The following is a 23,158-nucleotide window of genomic DNA, read 5'->3' on the forward strand; positions in this document are numbered from 1 at the left end:
TTTTAGGTACAACTTTATATATCAACTATATCTAACCGTGAATAGTAACGAATTTTATGAAGCATTTTAAAGTATTATTGACTGTTTTATTATCCCTATGCATGCTTTTCACGATGACCTCTCCAGCTTACGCAGAAGAGAGTGTCGCGGGTAAAACAAAGTATCTGACTGTTGGGGATACGTATTATTTAAGACTCAAGCATACCAGCTTAACAGGGAAAGCGACCACTTCTCATAAGAAAGTTCTTAAGATCAAGAAGATCAAACGTAATCAGTGGAAGACAACGGCTTTAAAAGCTGGGAAATCAACCGTTACTGTCAGCTTTGCCGGTAAAAAACAAAAGGTGTACTTTGTCGTTAAGAAGCCAAAAGCCGCCCCTACTTATCTTTATTTCTTTGATAACTACAAACAAGTGAATATGGCTGTTGGGGACAGCTTAGATGTCAGCCGTAAGTTATACTTCTATGCGCCTAAAGCGAAGAGTACCCAATTGAAATACAAATCTTCTAATAAGAGTATTGTCTCAATCACTAAAAACGGCACGGCCAAAGCCTTAAAAGCTGGTAAAGCCACAATCACCGTCAGCTACAAAAAGAAAAAAGCGAAAATGACCATTACTATCCATGAATTGACTGTCACAGCCAATGCGCTGCCGGTGACGATTAGTAACTACAATAGCTTTGATCAGTCTTTGATCAATCAATGTCAAATCACCAATGTCTCTTTTGAAAAGACTTATTATGACTACGATAATAGCTTTTCCCTCTATATGGTATTAACAGGGACAAAAACATTCGCCACGGAGATTGCGTCAAAACCTTGTAAGGTAGGATGGAAACTGTATGATCAAAATAATGTCGTTGTTAAGTCCGGATTATTTTATACGGATTCGGTAAATAATGGCGAAACCTTTACGACAAAACAAATCATTACGGCGAAATTATCAGAAGGTCAGTATCACCTCGTCTTAGAAGATTATTAATACCTATGCACTTAAAAAGATTTCCTTGCCCAGGAAATCTTTTTTAAATTATTGTTGCATTGATGATATAGAAACGACAGGCTAACCAGGTGAGTGCTACAATCAATTATGATTTTCAAAACATGAAAAAGGGATCATTATGAAGAAATCAAAAATTGTTTTGAGTCTAATCCTGTCTTTGTGCCTGTTACTGATGGTCAGTCCACCGCTGCAAGCCAAAAATGCCCTATCCACGAAAAAGTACACGATTGCCCAAGGAGAAAGTTTTACTTTGCGTTTACTTTTCACCAATGCCAATGGAAAAGCATCACTTTCCAATAAGAAAGTGATCAGTATTAAAAAGATCAAAAAGAATCAATGGAAGGTGAAAGGCTTAAAAGCGGGAACCTCAACGGTAACGATCACCGCCGCCAAAAAGAAATACAAAGCGAAAATCACGGTTAAAAAAGCTGTTACAGCAACAAAAATATATTTCTACGACTCCTATAAAGCGGTCCATGCTGGCGTTGGTGATCGTCTTGATCTGGCGAACCATTTGTATATCTATGCCACCAAACTGAATCGTTCCCAAGTGAAATATCGCTCTTCTAATCCGAAGGTGGTCACAATCAATAAAACAGGTTCGGCTAAGGCTTTAGCTGCTGGTCGTGCGACGATCACCGCTTCCTATAAGAAGACGACGGCCAAGATGACCATCACAGTTCATGCCCTTAATGTCACAATCGATGCTTTGCCACAAACGATCAGTTCTTATAACAGCTTTGATGGCTCCCTCTCTAATCAGTGTCAGGTCAACGCGATCACTTTTGAGAAAAGCTATTATGCTTACAGCAATACGTTCTCACTGTATATGACGATCTCAGGAACAAAAACGATGACAACTACGATTGCTAATCAGATGTGCAGAATAGGCTATAAGCTGTATAATGCCCAGAATGTCGTGGTCAAATCAGGTATCTTCTATAGTGACAATGTGGCTGCGGGAGAAAGCTTTACCACCAGAAATATCATTTCTGCATCTCTGCCGGAAGGCAGCTATCACCTTGTTCTAGAAAATATGGCCTAACAAAAATAAGCGTTAGATTAAATATCCATAATTACTAAATTATGATAATTTAAAATCTATATAAGCTTGATTTGTAATTTTAAACCGGTTACTCTCTAACTTGAATAAATATAACTTTTAACGGAAAAACCCCAGCTCCTGCTGCTAACAGCGTTGCTGGGGGTGTTTAATTTGGCTAAATTGTTCAGAGAATCGGACCTGATCAACTCAATATAATGTGCGTTATTATTTTAAAATATAACACGATAAAGTGACGCATTACACCGTCCAACAGGCATATCCGCACCACCCTCGTCCAAATATCAGCGGGCCGAATATTTTTGCCACAGCATAATGGATGGTTGCAGCCTCATACACGCCTGTGAACAGATAATATCAGAATTCCTCGATCTGCATGTTTTCGTTACAGATCAATCCAAGATAGACAAGCATATACAGACCGACAAGCAGTTGAACAATGCGCCTGGAGTGCCTGTATTTTTTGATAAACAGAAAGATGCCCAGAGAAATGGACAGGCCAATGTAGCTGAAATTGAATAGATTGCCCTTTGTCAGTCATAAGGTAATTGCGATTGTTTCAAACAAAACCAGCATTATGATCAGCATCGCATATTTCTTCATCTCTGCATCTCCACAAATCCCGATTTATCGCAGACTATATCGCCATACTCTCATAAGCATAGCTATCCCGATAAACCGTTTCCGGCGCAATATCAATTTCCCCGTTGTTCCATGTAATCACGCCGTGAAACAAAACCGGGTTCATAAAAATCTTTTCATCCGCAAGCGGCGCAAAAGCGGAGCCTTGCAACCTAGTGGTATCGAACAACCTCTTTTCCCCTGTGGAAAATGTCACAAGCAACATACTGCCGCGCAAGGGCTTTGCTTCTGTAACCTTGATACCGTCCTGCATTTCTCCAGCATAGCAAATATCATTCAGAATATACATTAAAATCACCTCAATTCATAGGCGGAATTTTTTCAAAATGTTCACCGAGTCCTGCCTTTGGGGCTGCCTTGGCTAAAGCACTAATTAATAATACGCGATTGTAACTGCCAATCGCACAAAATGAAGATCGCAAGCTCTTCATTTTATATACTATGATTGGCAGTCGCTCAAGAAAAATACGCCGTTGTCATAAAGAAACGGAGAGCGAGCCACGTTAAAGTGATCATTAACAGCAGTCCCACAATACAGATCACACCAAAAAGAGGCGTCTTCATAATCAGTCATCCTTTCATCCCATACCTTACCTTTATTGTAAGCGTAAACATATCATTTTGCAATAAAAGGATGATGAACGCGCAAAATTGGTGCGCGTTCAATATTTACTGTAAATATTTCTTGATATCTGCAAGAATCTGTGGCGTTGTCATACCGACTTTTTTTAATAACGCTTCTGGATCATAACGATCATAGAAGGATTTGGCTAGGCCATAGTTCTTGACCTTCATATCTGTTGGCCCATAAAATGAAGCCACTTTCTCGCCAAAACCACCACTTAAAATGCCATCTTCTAAGGTGATCACTAACTGATGGTTTTGTTTGAGAGAGGTTAATAGATCTTCATCAATACCTGATGCAAAGCGTGGATTGATCAGTGTTGGTGTAAAGCCATAGGTTTTCTTGATCGCCTGACTCAAGGCTTCGCCACGGGCATAGAAATCACCTAGTGCAATAATGGCCACTTTTTCTCCCGCTTCTTCGACCTGGAATGTATTGATCTGACTAAAGTTAAGATTGGTTTGGCGATGGTGCACTTCATCCCCAGGAATGAGAATCATGACCGGATGATCTTGCTGATCAAGGGACCATTCTAACATCGCCAGATACTCTTCTTTGCAAGTAGGAGCTAAAACCACCAGGTTCGGGACATTGGCATAAGCTGCCAGGCCGAAGATGCCCAGATGTGTCACATCGGTTAAGCCATCAAAAGATGTATAGTTCAAAAGAATTGTCACCGGATTATTGTTGATACAGACATCATGAGAGATCTGATCATAGGCTCTTTGAATAAACGTTGTATTGGTGACAACCAGCGGTTTAGCGCCTCTTTTCGCCGCGCCGGAAGCCATCGCCACTGCCTGTTCTTCCGCAATGCCTACATCCACATACTGCTTGCCAAGACGTGCACGCTGATCAGGGCTGAGCCCAACGCTGCCAGGCATAGCTGGCGTGATGACTAAGAAGTCTGGATCTCTTTGTGCTTTGTCCAAGATGTAATCAGTCGTCATTGAGGTATAGTCTTCCCCTTCACCAAAAGAGATCGTTGGCTTGCCCGTGGCGCGATCAAATGGCAAGCACCAGTGCCAGGCTTCCTTATTGTCTTCCGCAATTTTATAGCCTTTTCCTTTGCATGTATGAATATGGACAACGATTGGATGATCGATATCTTTAACCTTTTTAAATAAAGTGATCAGTGCCGCAATATCGTTGCCACGTTCTTCATAGATATAATCTAAGCCGAAGGCTTTAAACAAATTGTTAGCTGATGTACCATGAGATTCTCTTAAGTCTTTTAAGCTTTTATAGAGACCGCCATGAACTTCCGCAATGGATTGTTCATTATCATTGACCACAATAATAAGATTAGATTGTATTTCTGAACCAGCCACATTGAGTCCTTCTAAGGCTTCGCCGCCAGATAAAGAACCGTCGCCGATAATGGCAATAATATTTTCATGATCGCCTTTTAAGTCGCGGGCTTTGGCTAGTCCTGTCGCTAAAGAGATTGATGTTGAAGTATGGCCCACGTTAAAGAAGTCATGTTCACTTTCATCAGGGTTGGTATACCCTGAATCTTCTTGAAAATGGGCATCATCGATATAGCCATTTCTTCTTCCAGTTAATATTTTATGGGGATAACTCTGATGGGAAACATCAAAGACAAATTTATCTTTTGGAGAAGAAAAAACATAATGTAAAGCGATCTCTGCTTCCACCATGCCAAAGTTAGGGCCAAAGTGCCCACCTATTTTGGTTAAACGGTTAAACAGGGCTTCTCTGATTTCGTCAGCTAGATCCTTCAATTGATCAAGGGAGAGTTTTTTGACATCTTCAGGTCCATTAATGGTTTTTATATAGCGATAATTGTTCATAACATATTTCCTTTCTACCTTATTCACTAGTGATTATACTGCTATTTCGCACTATGTCTAATGCCTATCTTTAATGGCTTAACATACATTTTCTCTATGGCAAATAGAGATCCAGCATACTGCTGGATCTATCGTAAATCTTCTTCTTTGTCTTCAATAAACTTCGTGACACACTCTTCAAAACTCAAACCCATTTCATCAGCAAGAATGGCTAGCCACCAGACACACTCGCCAATTTTAGAAGAAAGGTTCCCCTCTTCACTTGGCCAGCGGCCTTCATGGTCCATTGTTAAACGTCCCACTAAAGATGCATCCGTTAAGAAGGCCAGCGCATCTTCTTCAGTGCTCCACTTTGAGCCATGATATTGTAATTCTAATGTGTGGTAACGTTCCCGAATATCATGGGAACGTTTTGTAAGTTCTTTTAAGTCCATTGTCTTCACCTCAAGAACATTTTATAGGTTATTTTGAAGAGGCGAAATACTTTTTTGAATGATTTGTTATCTTAACTAAGGTTAACATAACAGGCACTTCCGTCAGCACGCCTACTGTGGTAGCTAAAGCGGCTGGTGAAGTGGTGCCAAATAATGCGATGGCGACAGCCAGGGCGAGTTCGAAGAAATTAGAGGCACCAATCAGACCGGCTGGGGCCGCGATATCAAATGGTAATTTAAGTAAATAAGAAGCGAGAAAACCAATAAAGAAAATAAAGAATGTCTGAATGATTAATGGGATGGCAATGTAGATGATATGCATAGGATGACTGACGATCACCTGCGCCTGAGAGGCAAAGATAAAGATCAGGGTCAGTAATAAGCCAATCGTTGTGGCAGAATCAAATTTGTGGACAAAGACATTTTCAAAATAGTCTTCACCTTTTTTTGAGATGACATGCATACGGGTGAAAATTCCGCCGATTAAAGGGATCACGACAAATAAGAAAACACTGAGGAAAAGTGTTGTATAAGGGACACTGACATGGGAAACCCCTAATAAGAATTTAACGATAGGGACAAACGCGACTAAGATAATCAAATCATTCGTAGCGACCTGAACAACTGTATAGGCAGGATTCCCATGAGTCAGGGAACTCCAGACAAAGACCATCGCTGTACATGGGGCTGCACCGAGTAATACCGCTCCGGCCAAATACTGCGTTGCTAAATGCGGAGTAATGAACTGTTTAAAGAGAATAAAGATAAAGAGATAACTGATGCCATACATCGTAAATGGCTTAATCAGCCAGTTAACGATCCATGTGACAATGAGCCCCTTGGGGTTCTTGCCTACTTCTTTCACGGCTTTAAAGTCCACTTTCATCATCATCGGATAAATCATAATCCAGATCAAGATCGCCATAGGAATAGACAAGTGAGCGATTTCCAAATGACTGAGTAAAGCTGGAAAAGCCGGAAAAAACAAACCTAATAAAACGCCGAGGATCATACAGATGATCACCCAAAGACTCAAATACTTCTGAAAAAAACTGATGTTCGATTTCATGCAAATACTCCCTTAGATTTATTTAAATATTTCAATATATTAGCATAAATGATAACCGATGTTACCATCGGTTATGCACATGTCTGATCACAGATACAAGGCTCTTTCTCACTTAACAGATCACCCAATACAGCCTGTAAATGGGCAATGTTTTCTGTATTTAAAGAATAATAGGTATTCTTGCCAACACGACGATCATTCACCAATCCCGCTTCGACAAGAATCTTCATATCATGAGATAAAGTCGGCTGAGTAATATGAAACTCTTCAAGAATTTTACAGGCACATAACTCACCGCAGGAAAGCATATCCATAATCCGTAAACGTTTTGGTTCCGCTATTGCTTTGAGTATCTTTGCTGTATCTGTATAAATCTTTTCCATGACCTTTCACCTCATATTGAAATACTTTCTATGTTCATTTTAGTGTTCTTAATCCTATTTTGCAAGTATATTAATATGTAAATCACTCATAGCATATAAGACTGCCTGCCCTGCAATAGTCATTGTTTGTCCTTCAGCATGACAGTAAAGAACTCCGCCGCGCGCACTTGCCTGATAAGCAGTGAAATCATGCTGGTGAAGCTTACTTACCCAATAAGGGATAATATGGCAATGACCAGAACCGCAGACAGGATCTTCTGGAATCGCTAGTTTGGGCCCAAAACTGCGAGAAACGCAGTCATAGTCATTTCCTTTACTAGTGACATGGACCATTAAGCCTGGTAACTGTAATAGTTTCTCCTGATCAGGTGTGATCTGACGAATCGTATTTTCATCATCATAGACAAGTAAAAGATCACGGCCTAAATAAGCTTCTGTAGGCATTACCCCTAAAGCCTCTTCCATCGCTTTTTTAACGGGCGTAGGTATTAACGCATAAGCCGGGAAAGTCATCACATAGCGATCATTTTGACGTTTAACCATAAGCTCACCGCTTAATGTCTGAAAACGTATTTCTGTCTTTTTAGGGCAAATATACTTTAGCATTACAAAAGCGCTCGCTAAGGTCGCATGACCACATAAATCAATTTCTCCGCCAGGGGTAAACCAGCGCAAATGATGACCAACCAGAAAGGCCGTTTCGGAAAAACGGTTCTCTCTGGTAATTGCCATTAACAGCTCATCAGGCAGCCACTCATCTAATAAGCAGACTGCCGCCTGATTGCCATGAAATAAGGTATCGGTAAAAGCGTCGACGATATATTGTTTGATCATAACTGTTTTAATGTCTCTTCCACATCATCTAAGATGTCATTAAACTTCGTTAAGGCTCTTTCTACGGGAGCGCTTGTCGTGAAGTCAACACCTGCATGTTTTAATTCATCAAGTGGATATGCACTGCCGCCCATCGATAAGAATTCTAAGTATTTCTTCACCGCTGTGTCACCATCTTTTAAGATCGCTTCTGATAAGGCTACCGCTGCCGAATAGCTAGTCGCATATTTATAAACATAGAACGGACGATAGAAATGAGGGATACGTGCCCATTCATAAGCCACTTCATCATCAATGACTAAGTCATCACCAAAGTAATCATGAATTAAGCCTTTGTATAAATGATTGAGTGCCTCAGCGGTTAAAGCTTCCCCACGTTCGGCCATCGAATGGGCTTCTCTTTCAAATTCAGCGAACATCGTCTGACGATAAACAGTTCCTTTAAAGCCTTCCAGATAATGATTGAGTAAGGCTAAACGTTCCTTTGGTTCAGTCGTTTTCGCGAGCAGCTGTTCAATCAGTAAGTTTTCATTGACTGTGGAAGCCACTTCGGCCACAAATAATGTATAATCTGCATTTTGCGGCTGCTGGTGATGATTGGATAACCAGGTATGCTGGGAATGTCCCATTTCATGAGCAATGGTGCTGACACTGTCTAATGTCCCCGTAAAGCTGGTTAAAATATAAGGATTAGAATCATACGTCCCGCTAGAGAAAGCCCCACCGCGTTTGCCGGCGTTTGGATAAACGTCGATCCAGCGATCCTGATAAGCCTGTTTCACTCTATTGACATAATCTTCACCAAGCGGAGCAACAGCATCTAAGACCATCTGCTTAGCTTCTTCATAAGTATACTTCTTAGAAGATCCCGCCACTAATGGCGTATAAACATCATAGTAATGTAATTCCTCTAAGCCTAAGATCTGTTTTCTTAAACGAACATAGCGATACATCGCTGGCATAAACTTTCTGACCGTATCTACTAAACCATCATAAACAGATACTGGCACATGTTCTTCCGCCATGCTCATAGCTCGGGAAGAGTCAAAATGACGTACCTGCGCCGAAGCTGCTGCTTCCTTAACGCAGGCATTATAGGTCTGCGCAAAGGTATTGATATGCTGACGGAAGCCTTTATAGAAGCTTTCAAAAGCATTCTTTCTTAAGACACGATCTTCATTCATCTGTAATAAAATGTAATTAGACTGTGTCACTTCATGAGCTTCACCGTTGGCATCTAATGCATCATCAAAAACCATATCTGCATCCTGCAGGCTTTCACTGATCTTTCCTGGTGCACCTAAAACTTCCGTAAAGGATGCTAATAAAGCTTCTTCTTTAGCGGATAAGACATGAGGCTTTTCATCTAATAATTTCTGCATATAAAATGCATAAGGAGCTAACTGTTCATCCTTCACAATGGCTTTTAGCGTTTCTTCATCTAACGATAAGATTTCTGGCTGGGCAAAGCTGGTAGCCTGGGCATACTTTGTATAAACAGCATAAGCTTTCGCTTCCATCGCCTGTCCAGCGCTTTGTCTGGTATCTTCACAGTTACGTAAGGATGCATAACAGAAGTAATTAGAAAGTAATCTTCCTAACTGGGTATCTTCATCGAGAAAAGCTCTGATTGTTTTTGCATTATTAAGCTTTCCTTGATACTTACTAATTTTGGTAATACATTCTTCAATTTCAGTAACCGCCTGACTCCATTCTTCATCATTTTTATATAAAGTTGATAAATCCCACATATACTGAGGATCCATATCTTTACGTTCTTTAATTGTATTTGACATATGTTCACTCTCCTTTGATATGAGTATACACCATCTTTGTTTGAAACACATATGAATGACTCATTATCTTTTCAAATCGTGTTCTAAAAAAAGATAAGACATCGTCTTACCTTAAATATGTGCTTTGAGGAATTCTGCCACAATGTTGAGCACGGTATCATTATTAAAGCCAAGGAAACCATGGTTCGCATCATTGATCTTATAAAAAGTCACATCTTTCCCAAGGGATTTCATAGATTGATAAAGAAAGACGCTTTGCGAAAAAGGCACCAGCATATCACGACTGCCATGCATGATCAAAAGTGGTGGTGTGTCCTGATCAGCAGAAAAATAGCGCATCGGTATCGTCGCTTCCACAAGTTCGGGATGTTCTAAGACATTTTTCTGCCCAATTTCAAACCCTTCTGGACTTTGTGGATCATAGTGATTCTGGGCACTGGCATAATAGTTCATTAGTGAAAAAATGGTTGGACCATACAAATCAACGATACAGTTCACCGCTGCTGAAACATGCTCATCATCCTCGCTTACTGGTGGCCGATCACCGGAAAGCCGGCAATTAAAGCGGTGTGAGCTCCAGAAGAGTCGCCGCCAAGGGCGATATGGTTGGAATCAATATGATAGCGTACCGCCTCTTGACGTAAAAAACGAATAGCGGCTTTCGTATCCTGCACCTGAGCTGGGAATGGGGCAAATTCTGAAGGACGATATTCTACAATGGCGATCGCAAATCCTTTTTCAGCTAAGCGTATTAAACGGGAAATACTATTCCACAGCCACTGCTGATGAAAAGCCGATCCCTGCACATAAACAAGACATGGCTATTGTTTCTCTTGTTTATGGTTATCCTTAGGTTCCAAGATAATCAGATGGAGGGGCTTTTTTTCTCCTGTTTTCTCATGCGTGCGGACACAATACACAACATCCGTATGGATATCCACCAGATATCCATATTCATCTTTTAAAGCATTAAGTTCTATGCATCCTTCTGGCACTTCCTCATCATGGGGAAATAAAGATGGATCAGCTGTATGCAGTGGCTCTTGTAAAGAGCGCTGCGTCCTTATTTTTTGGGGATCAAACATAACCATTACCTCTTTCCTTATCGTTTGTAAACAATACTTCTTATTTATATCTTGCCAAAAATAATAGGCTTAATCAAAGTCATTATTTTTACAATATGTTCCGTATTTGTCTTTCCTCATGGGCACAAAAAAACTGCAGAAAGGGTAAGGATCCGCTTTCTACAGTCTGAAATTTCCGATCTATTTGATCATTAAATCTTTAAACCAGCCTGATAACCTTCTTGAATAGCCGTTAAAGCATTACCTGCTTTGACAGCACTGCCTACAGTGACAACTTCATCGCAATATTTTTGAGCCAACTCAGTTAATGGATCATAAGCGCGATAACCAAACGCAGAAACAACAGTATGAGCCTCTATTGTGACATCTTTCCCGTCTTTTTCATAAACGACATGATCAGCGGTGATTTCTTTCACTTTCGCATTTGTAACTGTGCGCACATGCTGCTGTGTCATCATATCAAGTAAACACTGCTTGGTAATAGGCATCATATCTTTTAAGATTTCTGGCATCATTTCTAATACAGTGACAGGACCATTCGTATGGGAAATAAATTCTGCAGTTTCACAGCCGACTTCAGAACTTCTCCTATTTTCTGTTCTTTATGGGACAGGCGCCCGAGTGAGTGAATTGATTTCCATCCATGTTTCTGATCTTAGATTAGACAAAGAGCACTCAATGATTGTACTCCATGGCAAAGGAAACAAAGTGCGCAGACTGCCGATCTCTAAAGATCTTAGCACGATGATAACATGTTATTTAAAAGGTGATGATTATGTAGACTGGGATAGCCTTGGCTATCTATTCTATTCACAGCAGCACGCACCTTATACAAGATTTGCAATCAATTATATGATAAACAGCTGGAAAAAAGGTGTGAATGAAATCTATCCTAATGTTCTTCCTGAACATATTCATCCACATATGATCAGACATTCAAATGCAACGCATCTTCTCGATGAAAGTGTAGATCTCTATGAGATCAAAATGTTTTTAGGTCATGCCAGCATTGAAACCACTCAAATCTATGCAACCCCAGATTTAGGAAAAATCAAAGTAGATATTGAGAAAGCTGCAGCAAATATTCAGATAAATAATAAATATGATGAACTTAAAACAGGAGAGCTGATAAATTTCTTAGAGAACCTAATTAACAAATAATTATGTTAAGTATTATGGCGAAAATTCCCTTTAAAATGGGAATTTACCGCCAAAACTTAACATAAACAAAAAAAGCATGTGCAATTCACAAAGACCAATCCTGTTTATAGACTGGTCTTCATTATTTTACTTTCTTTTCATAATCGCCATAATAGCACCGATAACAGCAACAACAATTATAACACCCATAATTATGTCCTTTTAACTTAGCTGTATTACATCTCCCATTTGTTTATCCAATACTTCAACAATGTTTATAAAGTATTAATTTATATAATATTAGCTGAATCCATTGTTTTCCGTAGATACACGAAAGACAGCTTCATTGATATTTTTCAAATCCGGATTCTCTTATTTTATTGAAAGTTTCTTCATATTGATAAGAGGAATTAAATAACTACTGCAGACTATTAAAATCATGCAGATCACATCAGGGAGATAAACCGGACGATAGACAAAGATATCAACATGGATAAAACTATGGCTCAAGTAAGAGAATAAAAGACCATTGGTTATTGATAATACAAAAAGAATGACAATGCCATGGATCATACTATTTGTAAGGATTAACTTCTTAAGTGATGAAGGAGTCATGCCTAAGGTCCTTAAAATCATCAGTTCTTCTTGATAGTAATAGAGATCACCACTCAGTAATGAGACATACAGTAACGTTCCAATCAGGACAAATAATCCATAGATTATTGTGGCAATAACACTATAAAAAGCTTTTGCATGAGTAATATAAGCGTTGACATCATCTCTTGTTAGACTATATAAGTGTAAGGATGTTAAATATCTTTTAAGGGACCTTGTATCTCCTTTAGTATCAAAAAGTAAGCGTCGTGGCTGATCCGGATGAATCTTCTGATAAGCTTGAGTAGGCAAATAGAACGTAACTTCACTCCCATAAGTAACGACATTACGTTCTTCGCTAACGGTCGGATTCATCGCGCAGATAGCCATAATTTTATAGGAATAACGTTTACTTTTTCGTGTTATATGAATAGTTTCACCAACATGAAAATATCTTTTGGTGTGGTTCACTTTCCCATCATTTGCTAAAAGGGTATGGCGATCATAATCTAAGCCATAAATAATATACTTACCGCTTTTCAACTTTTTTTCATCGATATGACCACTCAGTACCTTCATTTTATGAAGAACATAGGCATCGGCTCCATATAAGTTAAAAGCGTAAGTGTGCTTTTTGATCTTGGGATAGACATCACCCGTTACTGGTGATGTTGCTGGAAGCTTTACCTCCAAGCCAATAGAATGATCTAGGTTATAATATAATGCACCACCTATTTGATATTCAGGACGCTTCTTTATATTATTGATCACCTGACTTGATAGAGTTTCTTGAGGTGATAAATCAACATCAGGATCAAAGTCAGAGATAATAATAGGATCAATCTTAGTGACTAAACAATCACTCTTTAATAACATTTTGTTATATTGAGCAGCATCTAGACTCGCTGCAAAAGTAAAAAGAAAGCTTAATCCCACTGTGCCAATGACGATAAGCAAGATAATGGTATTGATATAACGTATATGACTTAAGAAATTTTTTAAGTAGATATTATGTACTTGAGAATGTTTTTCTACGCGTTCCCGTGGTTCCTTTACAACTATATTTAAATCAATAATAACTATTAATATCAGAAAAAGATTCAACCCTATCATCAGTCCACAAGCTTTTAATAAGGTCAGAAACGGTATATGTATGACTATCCCGGCAATAATAGAACCAGTAAAACTTACAATAGTAGCAACTAAGACAATGGCTTTGATGGCCAGTAAAGCTTCTTTGACAAATAAACTGCCGACTTCTTCAATCGTGAAGCCAATCAGTCTTAATTGTTTGATTTCATCATTTCGCCATGTAGTCTTTAAATGAAGAAACATGCATAAAAACAAGCTGTTAAAGACTGTTAATATAATTACTATGGGAAAGAAAAAACGATGGAGATAAAGCGTATAAAAACTATTTGGCTCGACATAAAAGTAAAGCAAGCTCCCCCCTAAAAGAACATTGAGTAAACACATCCATACACTCATAACCTGAAATGGCAGATAGCTATGTTTATAAACATCATAGTATCGCCTTGATAATTCTTTAAGTACATTCATAGAGATCGCTCCTTTAAAGATGTTTTTTACGACAAATATTATGCAATTGAGGTAAAAATAATAAATTGGTATTTAAGTTAAAATTAAACAACCGTTTTTTGATATTTATATAATCAGGAAGACTACATCAAAAAATTTGAATATATAAGATGTAATAATAAAATATTTAATTATATGTTCTTTTCTATACGAAATTAGAATTTCATTCACTGTTCGATTAAGGATCAAAGGTTTGATGCCTTTATATAAAAGCTGGTTATATGCTTGAATTGTTTCACTATTTGTTCTAATAAAGTTATAATAAAAATAATTAAGGCAACAGCAAAAGAATAGAATAATAGTCTTTCCTGATTAGGCATAGTAAAATTAAAAAAAACATACTTTAATAAATGCCTTTCTCCAAAAAATCCCTTCTATAATCATTATTTCTTTTTCAAACAAAGATTGAATATCATTTAAGGTAAAGCCTAATATCCTTAATTGATGTATTAGTAAATGTTCCCAACTCATTTTCATATCTAAAGCAGAATTTAATACATAAACTTCCAAACCAGAGCTTAATAACAACTCAAATAAGTATGGCGTATTCAATATTCCTGATTCTATTTTAGTATAACTTACAATTAAGCTATAAATATCTATAATAAGTATATATAATATTAGAGCAAAGAATAATGGTATATATTTCCACTTATATTTCATAAAATTTCTTTTAATGATTAATAATTTCATTCTTGATATCCTTTACAATTTTTCCATCTTCTATAGTAATAATTCGATTAGTATATTGGGTCAAAAATTTATTGTGTGTTATCATTATAATTGTTTGTTTAAATTCTTCATTTAATTTCTTTAGAAGTTTAACTGTATTAATAGAATTTTTGTGATCTAAGCTTCCCGTCGGCTCATCTGCTAATACAATTTTTGGTTTAGTCATAAGTGCTCGAGCAATAGCAACTCTTTGTTGTTGTCCTCCCGACATTTGAATAGGATATTTTTGCATTTGATTTTCTATTTCTAAATATTTAATTATTTGATTTAAATACTGTTTGTCTATATCCTTGTTAGAAATTTTACAAGGCAAAGTGATATTTTCATACCCAGTTAACATATTTAGTAAATTAAACTTTTGAAATACAATACCAATATTTTCCCTTCTCATTATTGTCAAATCAGGTTCTTCCAACTCAGTAATATCCTTACCATTTATGCTAATCTCACCTGAAGTTGGTTTAAGGATTCCAGACATCAATTCAATTAATGTTGTTTTCCCACTTCCTGATGCGCCTAAAATAGAAACAAATTGACCCTCTTCAATTGTTAAATTGATACCATCAATTGCTTTAACGAGGTTATCGTTATTCCCATAATATTTCTTTAAGCCTTCTATTTTTAAAATAATTTCACTCATAAAATAGTCCTCACTATTAATATATTTACACAAATTAATTTAAAGAGAAATCACTCTCAACCACAAAGTACTAATTAATACTTTAAACACAGATACTTGAATAATATCGCTTATCGTTATACCTACTCATTCCATTATTTTTAAAATTGTATAAGGACAATAGCTACATATTAAATTACACTTTTGTGTTTCCTGAAGTATTTGATGAGATAAACAAGTTTCTAACAGGAATTTTAATCTTTCATATTTATATTTTTCCATAACGCCAGATTTTCCAAAAGTTGTAGAAAAGTAACATAACTATCACATCCTTTATTACCTTTTCATTTCACTATTCTAATTCCTTCTCCGATAAAAAAAAGAATTACAGTATGAACGTCACATATATATGATGAACGTCATAACTGTAAATCTTTTTCTAAAGAATAACTATTGTTTGGAAAATCCCATTATTACAACTATATTGAATATCCCCATTATGTTTTTTTACTATGTCTTCGACATTTTTCAATCCATAACCATGTTCTGTATGATTAATTTTAGTTATTTGAGGGCGCTTACTAATTTTTTTATTTACATTACAGGAGTTTCTTATTTTTAACAAAAAGTGTCCTTGTAAAGTCTTAACAACAATTTCTAAATCTTTATCTCCCGGTACCATTGAAGCAGCTTCAATGGCATTGGAAAGTAAATTTGAGAAAAGAATGCATAATTCGAATATCTCAATTTCAATATGATCATGAGCATCAAATGTAAACTGCCAGTTAATTGACGCAATCTCAGCTTTTTTTCGATAATGATCAATAATTGAATCTACGCTTGAAATATAAATGTACTGATGAATATTTTCTATAGATATGAAATTCTCCATTTGCTTTAAATAACTTCTTAAATCATCAACTTTATGTTCCTTGGCTAAAGAATCCAATATAAGCAAATGTGACTTTAAATCATGCCTTAGTTTTCTACGCTGTTCATCCTCTAATATGAGCTTTCTATAATAGTTTTCCTGATTAATTAAATAATCATTATATCTTGCATTATATAATCTAAATTGAAAGTTCTTCGCTTCTGTGAATTGATGAATAATAAAAAGGACAAAGAAAATGAATGTTCCCAATAAACTTAAAACCTCTAATAGCTCGCATTTCTCTTGGGTAAATACAAATCCGTTTTCCATAACATATTGGGAAAATGAAACTGTTGTTAACAAACTGATCCCACCGATCAAAGCAATTGCATACTGAGCCTTTGTTTTAAAAAAAGGTGTTTCCATTTTATCAGCGATCAAAAAGTACAATATACTTACACAAATAATTGTTCCTGCTTCAGAAAGAACACCATAAGAAATCGAATTCATAACAAGTATTTGCGAAGCTCTTATAACCTTTGCAATTACAAGTGTCATTGTGATATTTATCGTTGTACTTACAATAAAATTAAATGGCATAAATAACGCTATACTCTTCATTTTTTCGTTTGAAATCAAAAAACAATTAATCATCCCAGCTGTAAGTGGAATGATTAATTCATATAAAATATCCCATTGATAATAGCATGCCAGTAACTCAAAAGCAGATGAAATAAGTAACAAAATTGGACTGATTTTATTAAACAGTTTTCCTTTTACACCTAATAATGCTTTATACACTAAAGTATAAATAATAATTTCTTCCAGATTATAAATAATATAGTAGATCATCAGCGTTAATCTCCATTAAAGTTTATTCTTTAAATAATTAAAGTACTGTTCCTTAGCATCCTTTTTGTAATGTCTGCCTACTGGCAATTTAATATTATTAATCATCATTATATCGCAGCCTGAAAAGTCTTTAATATAATCTAAGTTCACTAAATATGATTTATGGACTCTCATAACATTGAAGTCATTCATTTTTCTTTCCCATTCTTTTAAGTTTCCATCAACCATAATCTCTTTATTATGTGTACATATTTCACAATAATTTCCTGCAGCATGAACATAAAGAATATCGCACTGACGGATGAAAAATGTATGCTGCCCGTCATTGCACTGTACGACTTCAGAATGATGGATACTGTTTTCTACTTGTTTAATATATTTTATAATATTTCCATATGTCACCGGCTTTTCAAGAAAGCCGATTGTTTTTACACTAAAAGCCACTGGCATAAACTCTTTATGAGCGGTCACAAAAACAACACGCCAAATGTAATCTAGATCAACCAACGCTTTTAAAATATCTATTCCATTTTCTTTACCTAGCTCAATATCCAGAAATAAAAGATCTACCCTATATTGATATGAAAGGATTTCTTCACCTTTCGCAAATAAGACAATATCACATTCACCCGCATCTAAATACTCTCTAATATAATCATATATTTGTTGCCTAAATATAGGCTCATCATCACAAATACCTATTCTAATCATTATCTATATATCCTTTCAAATCAATCCAATACTCACAAATTCATTATTGTTATAATACAATTTAAGTTCTCTTGTAAAGATAATCTTTATCTTTCTAGATTATTAGAAATACATCTATTGTATTAGTATAATTTATATATAATTAAAATCTGTCATTAAGATTAATCTTGATGAATACTATATGTTTTATCTCATTTCACTCCATTAATGAATGCTACTTTTTTTGCAATCAAGATCGTAGATGAGACCTAGTTAATATATCTTAACTTCCAATGATATTTGCACTAAATAGGTATTAAATCTTTATATGGAGAAATATTTCACTTTCTACAGTATGATTTGTGCTATCTTCCTTCTTCACCATGCAGGATAGCCTCTTTAATATATATTTCATCTTATTTCGATACATGTTCTAGTGTTTCGCATAAACTGCGATTTCGTCTTTTCATAACATTTGCATCAATGTCAAAAGACTTCAGAATTGTTTTCTGCGTTTTGGTTGGCGCATGATCAAGAATATAGTTTCCCTGAGAACATCTCATCAGTTCTATTTTCTCAAGTTCCCTAACCGCAGCTGGTACATTCATATAATCTTAACTTCCTAGAATTTTCTCACTATTTCAGTTAATAATTATACGTTTAATATATTCTGTTAAATGTAGATATACAAAAGCATCCTGATTAATGGAATATCATCAGGATGCTTTTTAAATTAATTTATTATACTATATCTAAACATCGTTCAACTCTTTGCACAAACTCGCGTTTCGCTTTTTCAGAACATTTGCATCAATGCCAAATGCCTTAAGAATAGCCTTCTGAGTTTTTGTTGTGGCATGATCTACTATATAATCACCTTGACCATCTCTAATTAATTGCATCTTCTCCAACTCTCTAATAGCTGCTGGTACTGTCATATAATTTGGTTTCTTTTTCATCTTTTCTTCTTCACGCTTCAATTGAATGTGCATTCTGTTTCTTAATATCAGTGCTATAAATTCCACAAACATCTTCGTTCTCATTGATTCCCCTGAATAAACTCTGATCGCATCCGCCCCCAAATAAGATTTATCTCCTCTAAATAATTTTTCGGACGTATCTCTGCTTTTATAAATCTCAAGAGCTTCTTTGGCAGTTAACGGTTCTGATGTAATAATACAGAAATATCCAAAAAGTGATAATTCTTCGATAATAACATTATTTTTTTCACTTGCACAAATAAATGTCCCATCCTTATGCATTTCAAGATTGAAATATTTACTATATTTGTTTGATATCGTCGCTTTCGTTCCTCTGAGACTATCCAGAAAATCTTTCATAGCTGCTATCTTATCCTCAAAACATTCTGTTTCCAAAGCATTTCTTTTATTAGAATAGTAAAGATGAAAATAACGATCTTTTTCATCAGAGGCATAAAGTGTTCGCTTAACTGTTTTTCCATATACCCTATATTTTGGTATAAAACAGTCTCTATCCTTTTCAAAAGTATCCTGGTTTTCCAAAACAATGCTTCTTACTAAGCTTTTTTGTCCCTTGACCATAATTATAAAAGGATAGTCTGCATGATCCAAGTCATGTATATTTGGTTTACTAAAGTAGCCTCTGTCCAAAATAAACCCAATATTCCTGTACCCATATCCCTGAGCCTTGCCAATCATATATCTCAGCTGGGATACATCCACAATACTTCCCGGATACTGCTCATAGAAAAGAGGCTGCTCATTACAGGTATCATAGGCCATAGCTATATTTACAATAGGCAATCCCTTATCAACCTTTGCATGTCCAAATTCCACCATATCTATGTCTCCAGCTTGACAGTTTTTATTGGTTGAATCATAAGAAACATAAATGCGCTTATCGTGATCTCGATTGCAGTTCCAGTCATTCATAAAGCCTTGAATTTGATTCGGTTCAACCGATGCCAGAAAGCTTGAAATCTTTGAATCGCTATATATTTTCATATGGTCCGTCATCAGAGGATGCTCAAATGCATAATAGGGATAGTACTGGCCCTGAAAATTTTCAGTTATGATCGCATAGAAAGCTAAATCAAGAATCAGATTTGCATCTTCAGATGTAAATCTTTTTTCGAGTATCTTTTTTAATTCCATCTCTCGCGCCAATTCTGATAAAACAATATAAGCCCCCACTTTAAGGCAGCCGCTTCTTTCTGAAGAATGATCTTCGGATAGCTCGTCCCTTCCAAAATATTTAATATAGTTCTGATTTGGATACATCATGCCAGCTTCATCAGCCACTTTGCCTATATTGACAAATTTAGGAATAGCATACTTTTTGTCCGGATAATACTTAGCCTCTAAAAGATATCGAACATAGCAGTTTTTACCTTTCTTTGTCTGATTGATTCTTCCTTTTTCTTCTGGAATTTTAACCAGTTCTTTCAAAAACATAAAAGCACCTCTTTTCAACGATTTTTTAGTGAGATTCTTCACTAGTATTATATCATAACTTCATAAGAAAAGATATAAAAAATAGCAAAAATAGCATGATTTTTTCAACTATTTTTGCTCTTTCGAATAAATCGATTAAGTTTTAGTGATCATTTTTCAGGAAGTTAACATATAATTAAGCCTTTTTTTCAGGTTTTTCTGTTCCTTTTTCAGTTTTGTATGCATCCTGTTTCTTATGATCAGAGCTATAAACTCAACGAATAGTTTTGTTCTCACAGACTTACTGCTATGAACCCGTAGTGTAGCACCACCCAGATAAGACTTATCTCCTCTAAAAAGCTTTTCAGAAGCATCTCTGCTCTTATAAATGGTAAGAGCTTCTTCTGCAGTCATAGGATCAGACGATATTATGCAGTAATATCCAAAAAGAGAGATTTCTTTCTCTATTACTGATGTTTTTTCGCTCGCACAAACAAACGTCCCATCTTTATGATATTCGATGTGAAAATATTTACTATACTTTTCGGATAGCGTAACCTTCTCACCTGACAGAGAATCCAAATATTTCTGCATTTCCTCAATCTGATCCTCGAATACTGCCATTTCAGCTGCTGCCTTCTCTTGGGAATAGTACAGATGAAAATACCTGTCCTTTGAATCTGAAGGATAGAGCTTTCTGGCTACCGTTTTTCCATAGCATCTGTATGGTCTGATCAGGCTTTTTCTGTCACTTTCAAAGCTTCCCTTACAATCAAGAATAATCTCTCTGACAAGCTTCTTTTGGCCCTTCACCATAATTATGAATGGATATTCTGCCTTATCCATATCATGGATATTGGTGCGACTGAAATAACCCCTATCCAGAATAAAGCCAATGTTTCTGTATCCATATCCTGATGCCTTCTCTACCATATATCTTAACTGTGAAACATCAACGATACTGCCTGGGTATTCTTCGTAAAACAGCGGAATCTCATTATTTGTATCATAAGCCATAGCAATATTGACAACCGGCAGCCCCCTGTCCACCTTAGGATGACCAAATTCGACCATATCTATATTCCCTGCCTGACAGTTTTTATTGGTTGAATCATAAGAAATATATATTCTTTCACCATGATCACGATCATGGTTCCAGTCATCAAGAAAACCCTGAATCTGATTATAATCAATTGATGAAAGAAACTCTGAAATCTTAGAATCACTGTAAATCTTCATATCTTCAGTCATCAACGGATGATTATATGCATAATCCGGATAATACTGAGACTGATTTCCTTCCGTAATGATTGAGTAAAAAGCAAGATCCAGAATAAGTGCAGCATCCCTGTCATCAAACCGGTTTTCAAGTGTCTTCTTAAGATTGAGCTCTCTTGCCAGCTCAGAAAGGACCATGAATGTGCCGCTCCTGAGGCAGCAGCTTCTTTCAGACTGTGATTCCTCAGAGAACGACTCAGTCCCAAAATATCTCACATAGTTTTCATTAGGGAACATCATACCGGGGTCATCAGACAGCTTGCCAATGATCGCAAATTTAGGAATTGCATACTTTTTTTCAGGCACATATCTGGTCTCCAGAAGATAACGAACATAACAGCTTTTACCCTTCTTCATAACATTAATTTTACCTTTTTCATCAGGCACTTTGACAGTTTCCTTGTAATACATATTATCACCCTTTTCTTCAAAATATTTAGTGCAACTTTACACTAGTATTATATCATAATTTTAGATGATAATACAGAGGAAAAAGGACAAAACATCATGAAATATTCATAATATTTTATCCTTTGATCATAAAAAAATATATTACTTAGTGCAATTTTTTCTGGAAGTTAAGAATATATGTAATCAATATAAAAATAGATCTTGATGTATTCATTATAATCTTAGATCTATATCTACCTACTCATATTTATATTCCAACTCCTATTTTCATCGATTAAGTCATGTAAACTTGCTATACTGAGCGTGAGGTGATAGATTATGATACAGCGAACAAGCTATTTAAATGAACTTATTTCCTGGAAAGATCAGGATATCATTAAAGTCATTAGAAGATGCGGTAAATCCACATTACTCAAACAATATCAGGATCATTTAAAAGGACTTGGTATTCATGAAAGTCAAATAATCTCTATCAATTTTGAAGACTTACAATTTGAACAGTTATTAGAATATCACGCTCTATATAGTTATATTTTGAGTAATATTATTCCTGATCAAAAGATGTATATCTTTTTAGACGAAGTTCAAAAAGTAAAAGAATTTGAAAAAGCTGTTGATAGCTTATACATTCAAGAAAACATTGATATCTATATCACTAGTTCTCATGAATGCCTGTTATCAAAACTCTTTTATGGAAGAGCAATTGAAATCTCAATGTTACCATTATCATTTAAAGAAGTTTATCAAAAAGGAACAAACCAGGATGAAGCTTTCATCCAGTATTTGAAATATGGAGATTTTCCCTATTTAAGTCATATACTTTTAAATGAAGAAAAAGCAAATACATACATTGAAGGCATTTATAATACTGTAATCGTCAAAGATATTGAAGAAAGAGAAGCGAGAAAACAAAAGGATCCTAATAAGAGAAATATTAATAATCTTTTTTTACTGACAACCATTGCCAAATATTTAGCGAGTACCATTGGCAGTATCATCTCCATCAAAAATGTCACGGGATATATTACTTCAACGGGGAGAAAAGTATCTCCTAATACCGTTGATCACTATATGCAAGCCTTAAAAGAATCCTTTATTTTTTACCCTGTCGAACGTTTTGACATTGCGGGAAAGAAAATTATTAAGTCATAAGCGAAAAAGCTTATGGCTTTTTTTATAAACTTGATACATATCAATTCTTCTGAGATT

At 35.9% G+C, this 23,158-nt stretch carries 21 protein-coding genes and 3 pseudogenes; 5 read left to right on the forward strand and 19 right to left on the reverse strand.

All coding sequences use genetic code 11. The annotated features are described in order from the left end of the window. The first annotated feature begins 56 nt into the window (after positions 1–56). The 3 genes from SG0102_RS14320 (at position 57) to SG0102_RS15505 (ending at position 2,589) form a co-directional block, all read left to right on the forward strand. Positions 57–983 (forward strand): Ig-like domain-containing protein, encoded by a 927-nt coding sequence (locus tag SG0102_RS14320; protein WP_125120565.1) that lies wholly within the window; start codon positions 57–59, stop codon positions 981–983. A gap of 139 nt (positions 984–1,122) precedes the next feature. Continuing rightward, positions 1,123–2,049, forward strand: a complete 927-nt coding sequence (locus SG0102_RS14325; RefSeq protein ID WP_125120566.1) for an Ig-like domain-containing protein — start codon at positions 1,123–1,125, stop codon at positions 2,047–2,049. A 333-nt stretch (positions 2,050–2,382) separates the two neighbouring features. Beyond that, positions 2,383–2,589: a hypothetical protein gene (locus SG0102_RS15505; protein WP_179951176.1), complete on the forward strand. Its 207-nt coding sequence runs from the start codon at positions 2,383–2,385 to the stop codon at positions 2,587–2,589. 115 nt (positions 2,590–2,704) lie between these two features. Here SG0102_RS15505 and SG0102_RS14335 read toward each other — a convergent pair whose 3' ends face one another. The 11 genes and pseudogenes from SG0102_RS14335 to SG0102_RS14385 all read right to left on the reverse strand — a co-directional run. Then, complete coding sequence (locus SG0102_RS14335) at positions 2,705–2,998, reverse strand: DUF2442 domain-containing protein (RefSeq protein WP_125120567.1); 294 nt, start codon at positions 2,996–2,998, stop codon at positions 2,705–2,707. A gap of 380 nt (positions 2,999–3,378) precedes the next feature. After that, positions 3,379–5,148, reverse strand: coding sequence for a 1-deoxy-D-xylulose-5-phosphate synthase (locus SG0102_RS14340; RefSeq protein ID WP_125120568.1), 1,770 nt, complete (start codon positions 5,146–5,148; stop codon positions 3,379–3,381). Positions 5,149–5,276: 128 nt separating this feature from the next. Then, a complete protein-coding gene (locus SG0102_RS14345) occupies positions 5,277–5,582 on the reverse strand; it encodes a nucleoside triphosphate pyrophosphohydrolase family protein (protein ID WP_125120569.1) in 306 nt (101 codons plus the stop codon). A gap of 28 nt (positions 5,583–5,610) precedes the next feature. Continuing rightward, the gene (arsB, locus tag SG0102_RS14350) at positions 5,611–6,651 is read right to left on the reverse strand and encodes an ACR3 family arsenite efflux transporter (RefSeq protein WP_125120570.1); all 1,041 of its coding nucleotides are present in this window, start codon (positions 6,649–6,651) and stop codon (positions 5,611–5,613) included. A 71-nt stretch (positions 6,652–6,722) separates the two neighbouring features. After that, a complete protein-coding gene (locus SG0102_RS14355) occupies positions 6,723–7,034 on the reverse strand; it encodes an ArsR/SmtB family transcription factor (RefSeq protein ID WP_125120571.1) in 312 nt (103 codons plus the stop codon). Positions 7,035–7,088: 54 nt separating this feature from the next. Then, entirely contained in the window at positions 7,089–7,868 is a 780-nt protein-coding gene (locus SG0102_RS14360; RefSeq protein ID WP_197715049.1) for a PhzF family phenazine biosynthesis protein, read from the reverse strand. Then, a complete protein-coding gene (pepF, locus tag SG0102_RS14365; protein WP_125120572.1) occupies positions 7,865–9,664 on the reverse strand; it encodes an oligoendopeptidase F in 1,800 nt (599 codons plus the stop codon). Before pepF ends, SG0102_RS14360 begins: the two co-directional genes overlap by 4 nt. A 111-nt stretch (positions 9,665–9,775) precedes the next feature. Beyond that, the gene (locus SG0102_RS14370) at positions 9,776–10,162 is read right to left on the reverse strand and encodes a prolyl oligopeptidase family serine peptidase (RefSeq protein WP_125120573.1); all 387 of its coding nucleotides are present in this window, start codon (positions 10,160–10,162) and stop codon (positions 9,776–9,778) included. 29 nt (positions 10,163–10,191) lie between these two features. Further along, positions 10,192–10,473, reverse strand: a pseudogene (locus SG0102_RS14375) (alpha/beta hydrolase fold domain-containing protein); the annotation flags it as partial. Between the two features lie 12 nt (positions 10,474–10,485). Next, complete coding sequence (locus SG0102_RS14380; protein ID WP_125120575.1) at positions 10,486–10,749, reverse strand: hypothetical protein; 264 nt, start codon at positions 10,747–10,749, stop codon at positions 10,486–10,488. 191 nt (positions 10,750–10,940) lie between these two features. After that, positions 10,941–11,312, reverse strand: a pseudogene (locus SG0102_RS14385) (FAD-dependent oxidoreductase); the annotation flags it as partial. Here SG0102_RS14385 and SG0102_RS14390 point away from each other — a divergent pair. Next, positions 11,275–11,910, forward strand: coding sequence for a tyrosine-type recombinase/integrase (locus SG0102_RS14390; RefSeq protein ID WP_157983076.1), 636 nt, complete (start codon positions 11,275–11,277; stop codon positions 11,908–11,910). The pseudogene SG0102_RS14385 and the gene SG0102_RS14390 sit on opposite strands and share 38 nt — an antisense overlap. A 351-nt stretch (positions 11,911–12,261) precedes the next feature. Here the strand turns inward: SG0102_RS14390 and SG0102_RS14395 are convergent, their stop codons facing one another. The 8 genes and pseudogenes from SG0102_RS14395 to SG0102_RS14430 all read right to left on the reverse strand — a co-directional run. After that, a complete protein-coding gene (locus SG0102_RS14395) occupies positions 12,262–14,043 on the reverse strand; it encodes an ABC transporter permease family protein (protein WP_125120578.1) in 1,782 nt (593 codons plus the stop codon). Between the two features lie 366 nt (positions 14,044–14,409). Continuing rightward, on the reverse strand, positions 14,410–14,775 hold the full coding sequence (locus SG0102_RS14400; protein ID WP_125120579.1) for a hypothetical protein: 366 nt from the start codon (positions 14,773–14,775) through the stop codon (positions 14,410–14,412). Continuing rightward, positions 14,756–15,454, reverse strand: coding sequence for an ABC transporter ATP-binding protein (locus SG0102_RS14405; protein ID WP_125120580.1), 699 nt, complete (start codon positions 15,452–15,454; stop codon positions 14,756–14,758). Before SG0102_RS14405 ends, SG0102_RS14400 begins: the two co-directional genes overlap by 20 nt. A 418-nt stretch (positions 15,455–15,872) precedes the next feature. Beyond that, a complete protein-coding gene (locus SG0102_RS14410) occupies positions 15,873–17,156 on the reverse strand; it encodes a GHKL domain-containing protein (protein ID WP_125120581.1) in 1,284 nt (427 codons plus the stop codon). Between the two features lie 15 nt (positions 17,157–17,171). Next, positions 17,172–17,867: a LytR/AlgR family response regulator transcription factor gene (locus SG0102_RS14415; protein ID WP_125120582.1), complete on the reverse strand. Its 696-nt coding sequence runs from the start codon at positions 17,865–17,867 to the stop codon at positions 17,172–17,174. 395 nt (positions 17,868–18,262) lie between these two features. Next, on the reverse strand, positions 18,263–18,454 hold the full coding sequence (locus SG0102_RS14420) for a hypothetical protein (protein WP_125120583.1): 192 nt from the start codon (positions 18,452–18,454) through the stop codon (positions 18,263–18,265). Positions 18,455–18,598: 144 nt separating this feature from the next. Beyond that, a complete protein-coding gene (locus SG0102_RS14425; RefSeq protein ID WP_125118453.1) occupies positions 18,599–20,281 on the reverse strand; it encodes an IS1634 family transposase in 1,683 nt (560 codons plus the stop codon). Between the two features lie 168 nt (positions 20,282–20,449). Further along, a pseudogene (locus SG0102_RS14430) lies at positions 20,450–21,949 on the reverse strand (IS1634 family transposase); the annotation flags it as partial. Positions 21,950–22,267: 318 nt separating this feature from the next. On the opposite strand from SG0102_RS14430, the gene SG0102_RS14435 reads away from it, so the two are divergent. Then, positions 22,268–23,101, forward strand: coding sequence for an ATP-binding protein (locus tag SG0102_RS14435; RefSeq protein WP_125120584.1), 834 nt, complete (start codon positions 22,268–22,270; stop codon positions 23,099–23,101). Positions 23,102–23,158 lie beyond the last annotated feature (57 nt).

The organism is Intestinibaculum porci (assembly GCF_003925875.1).
Lineage (GTDB): Bacteria > Bacillota_I > Bacilli_A > Erysipelotrichales > Coprobacillaceae > Intestinibaculum > Intestinibaculum porci.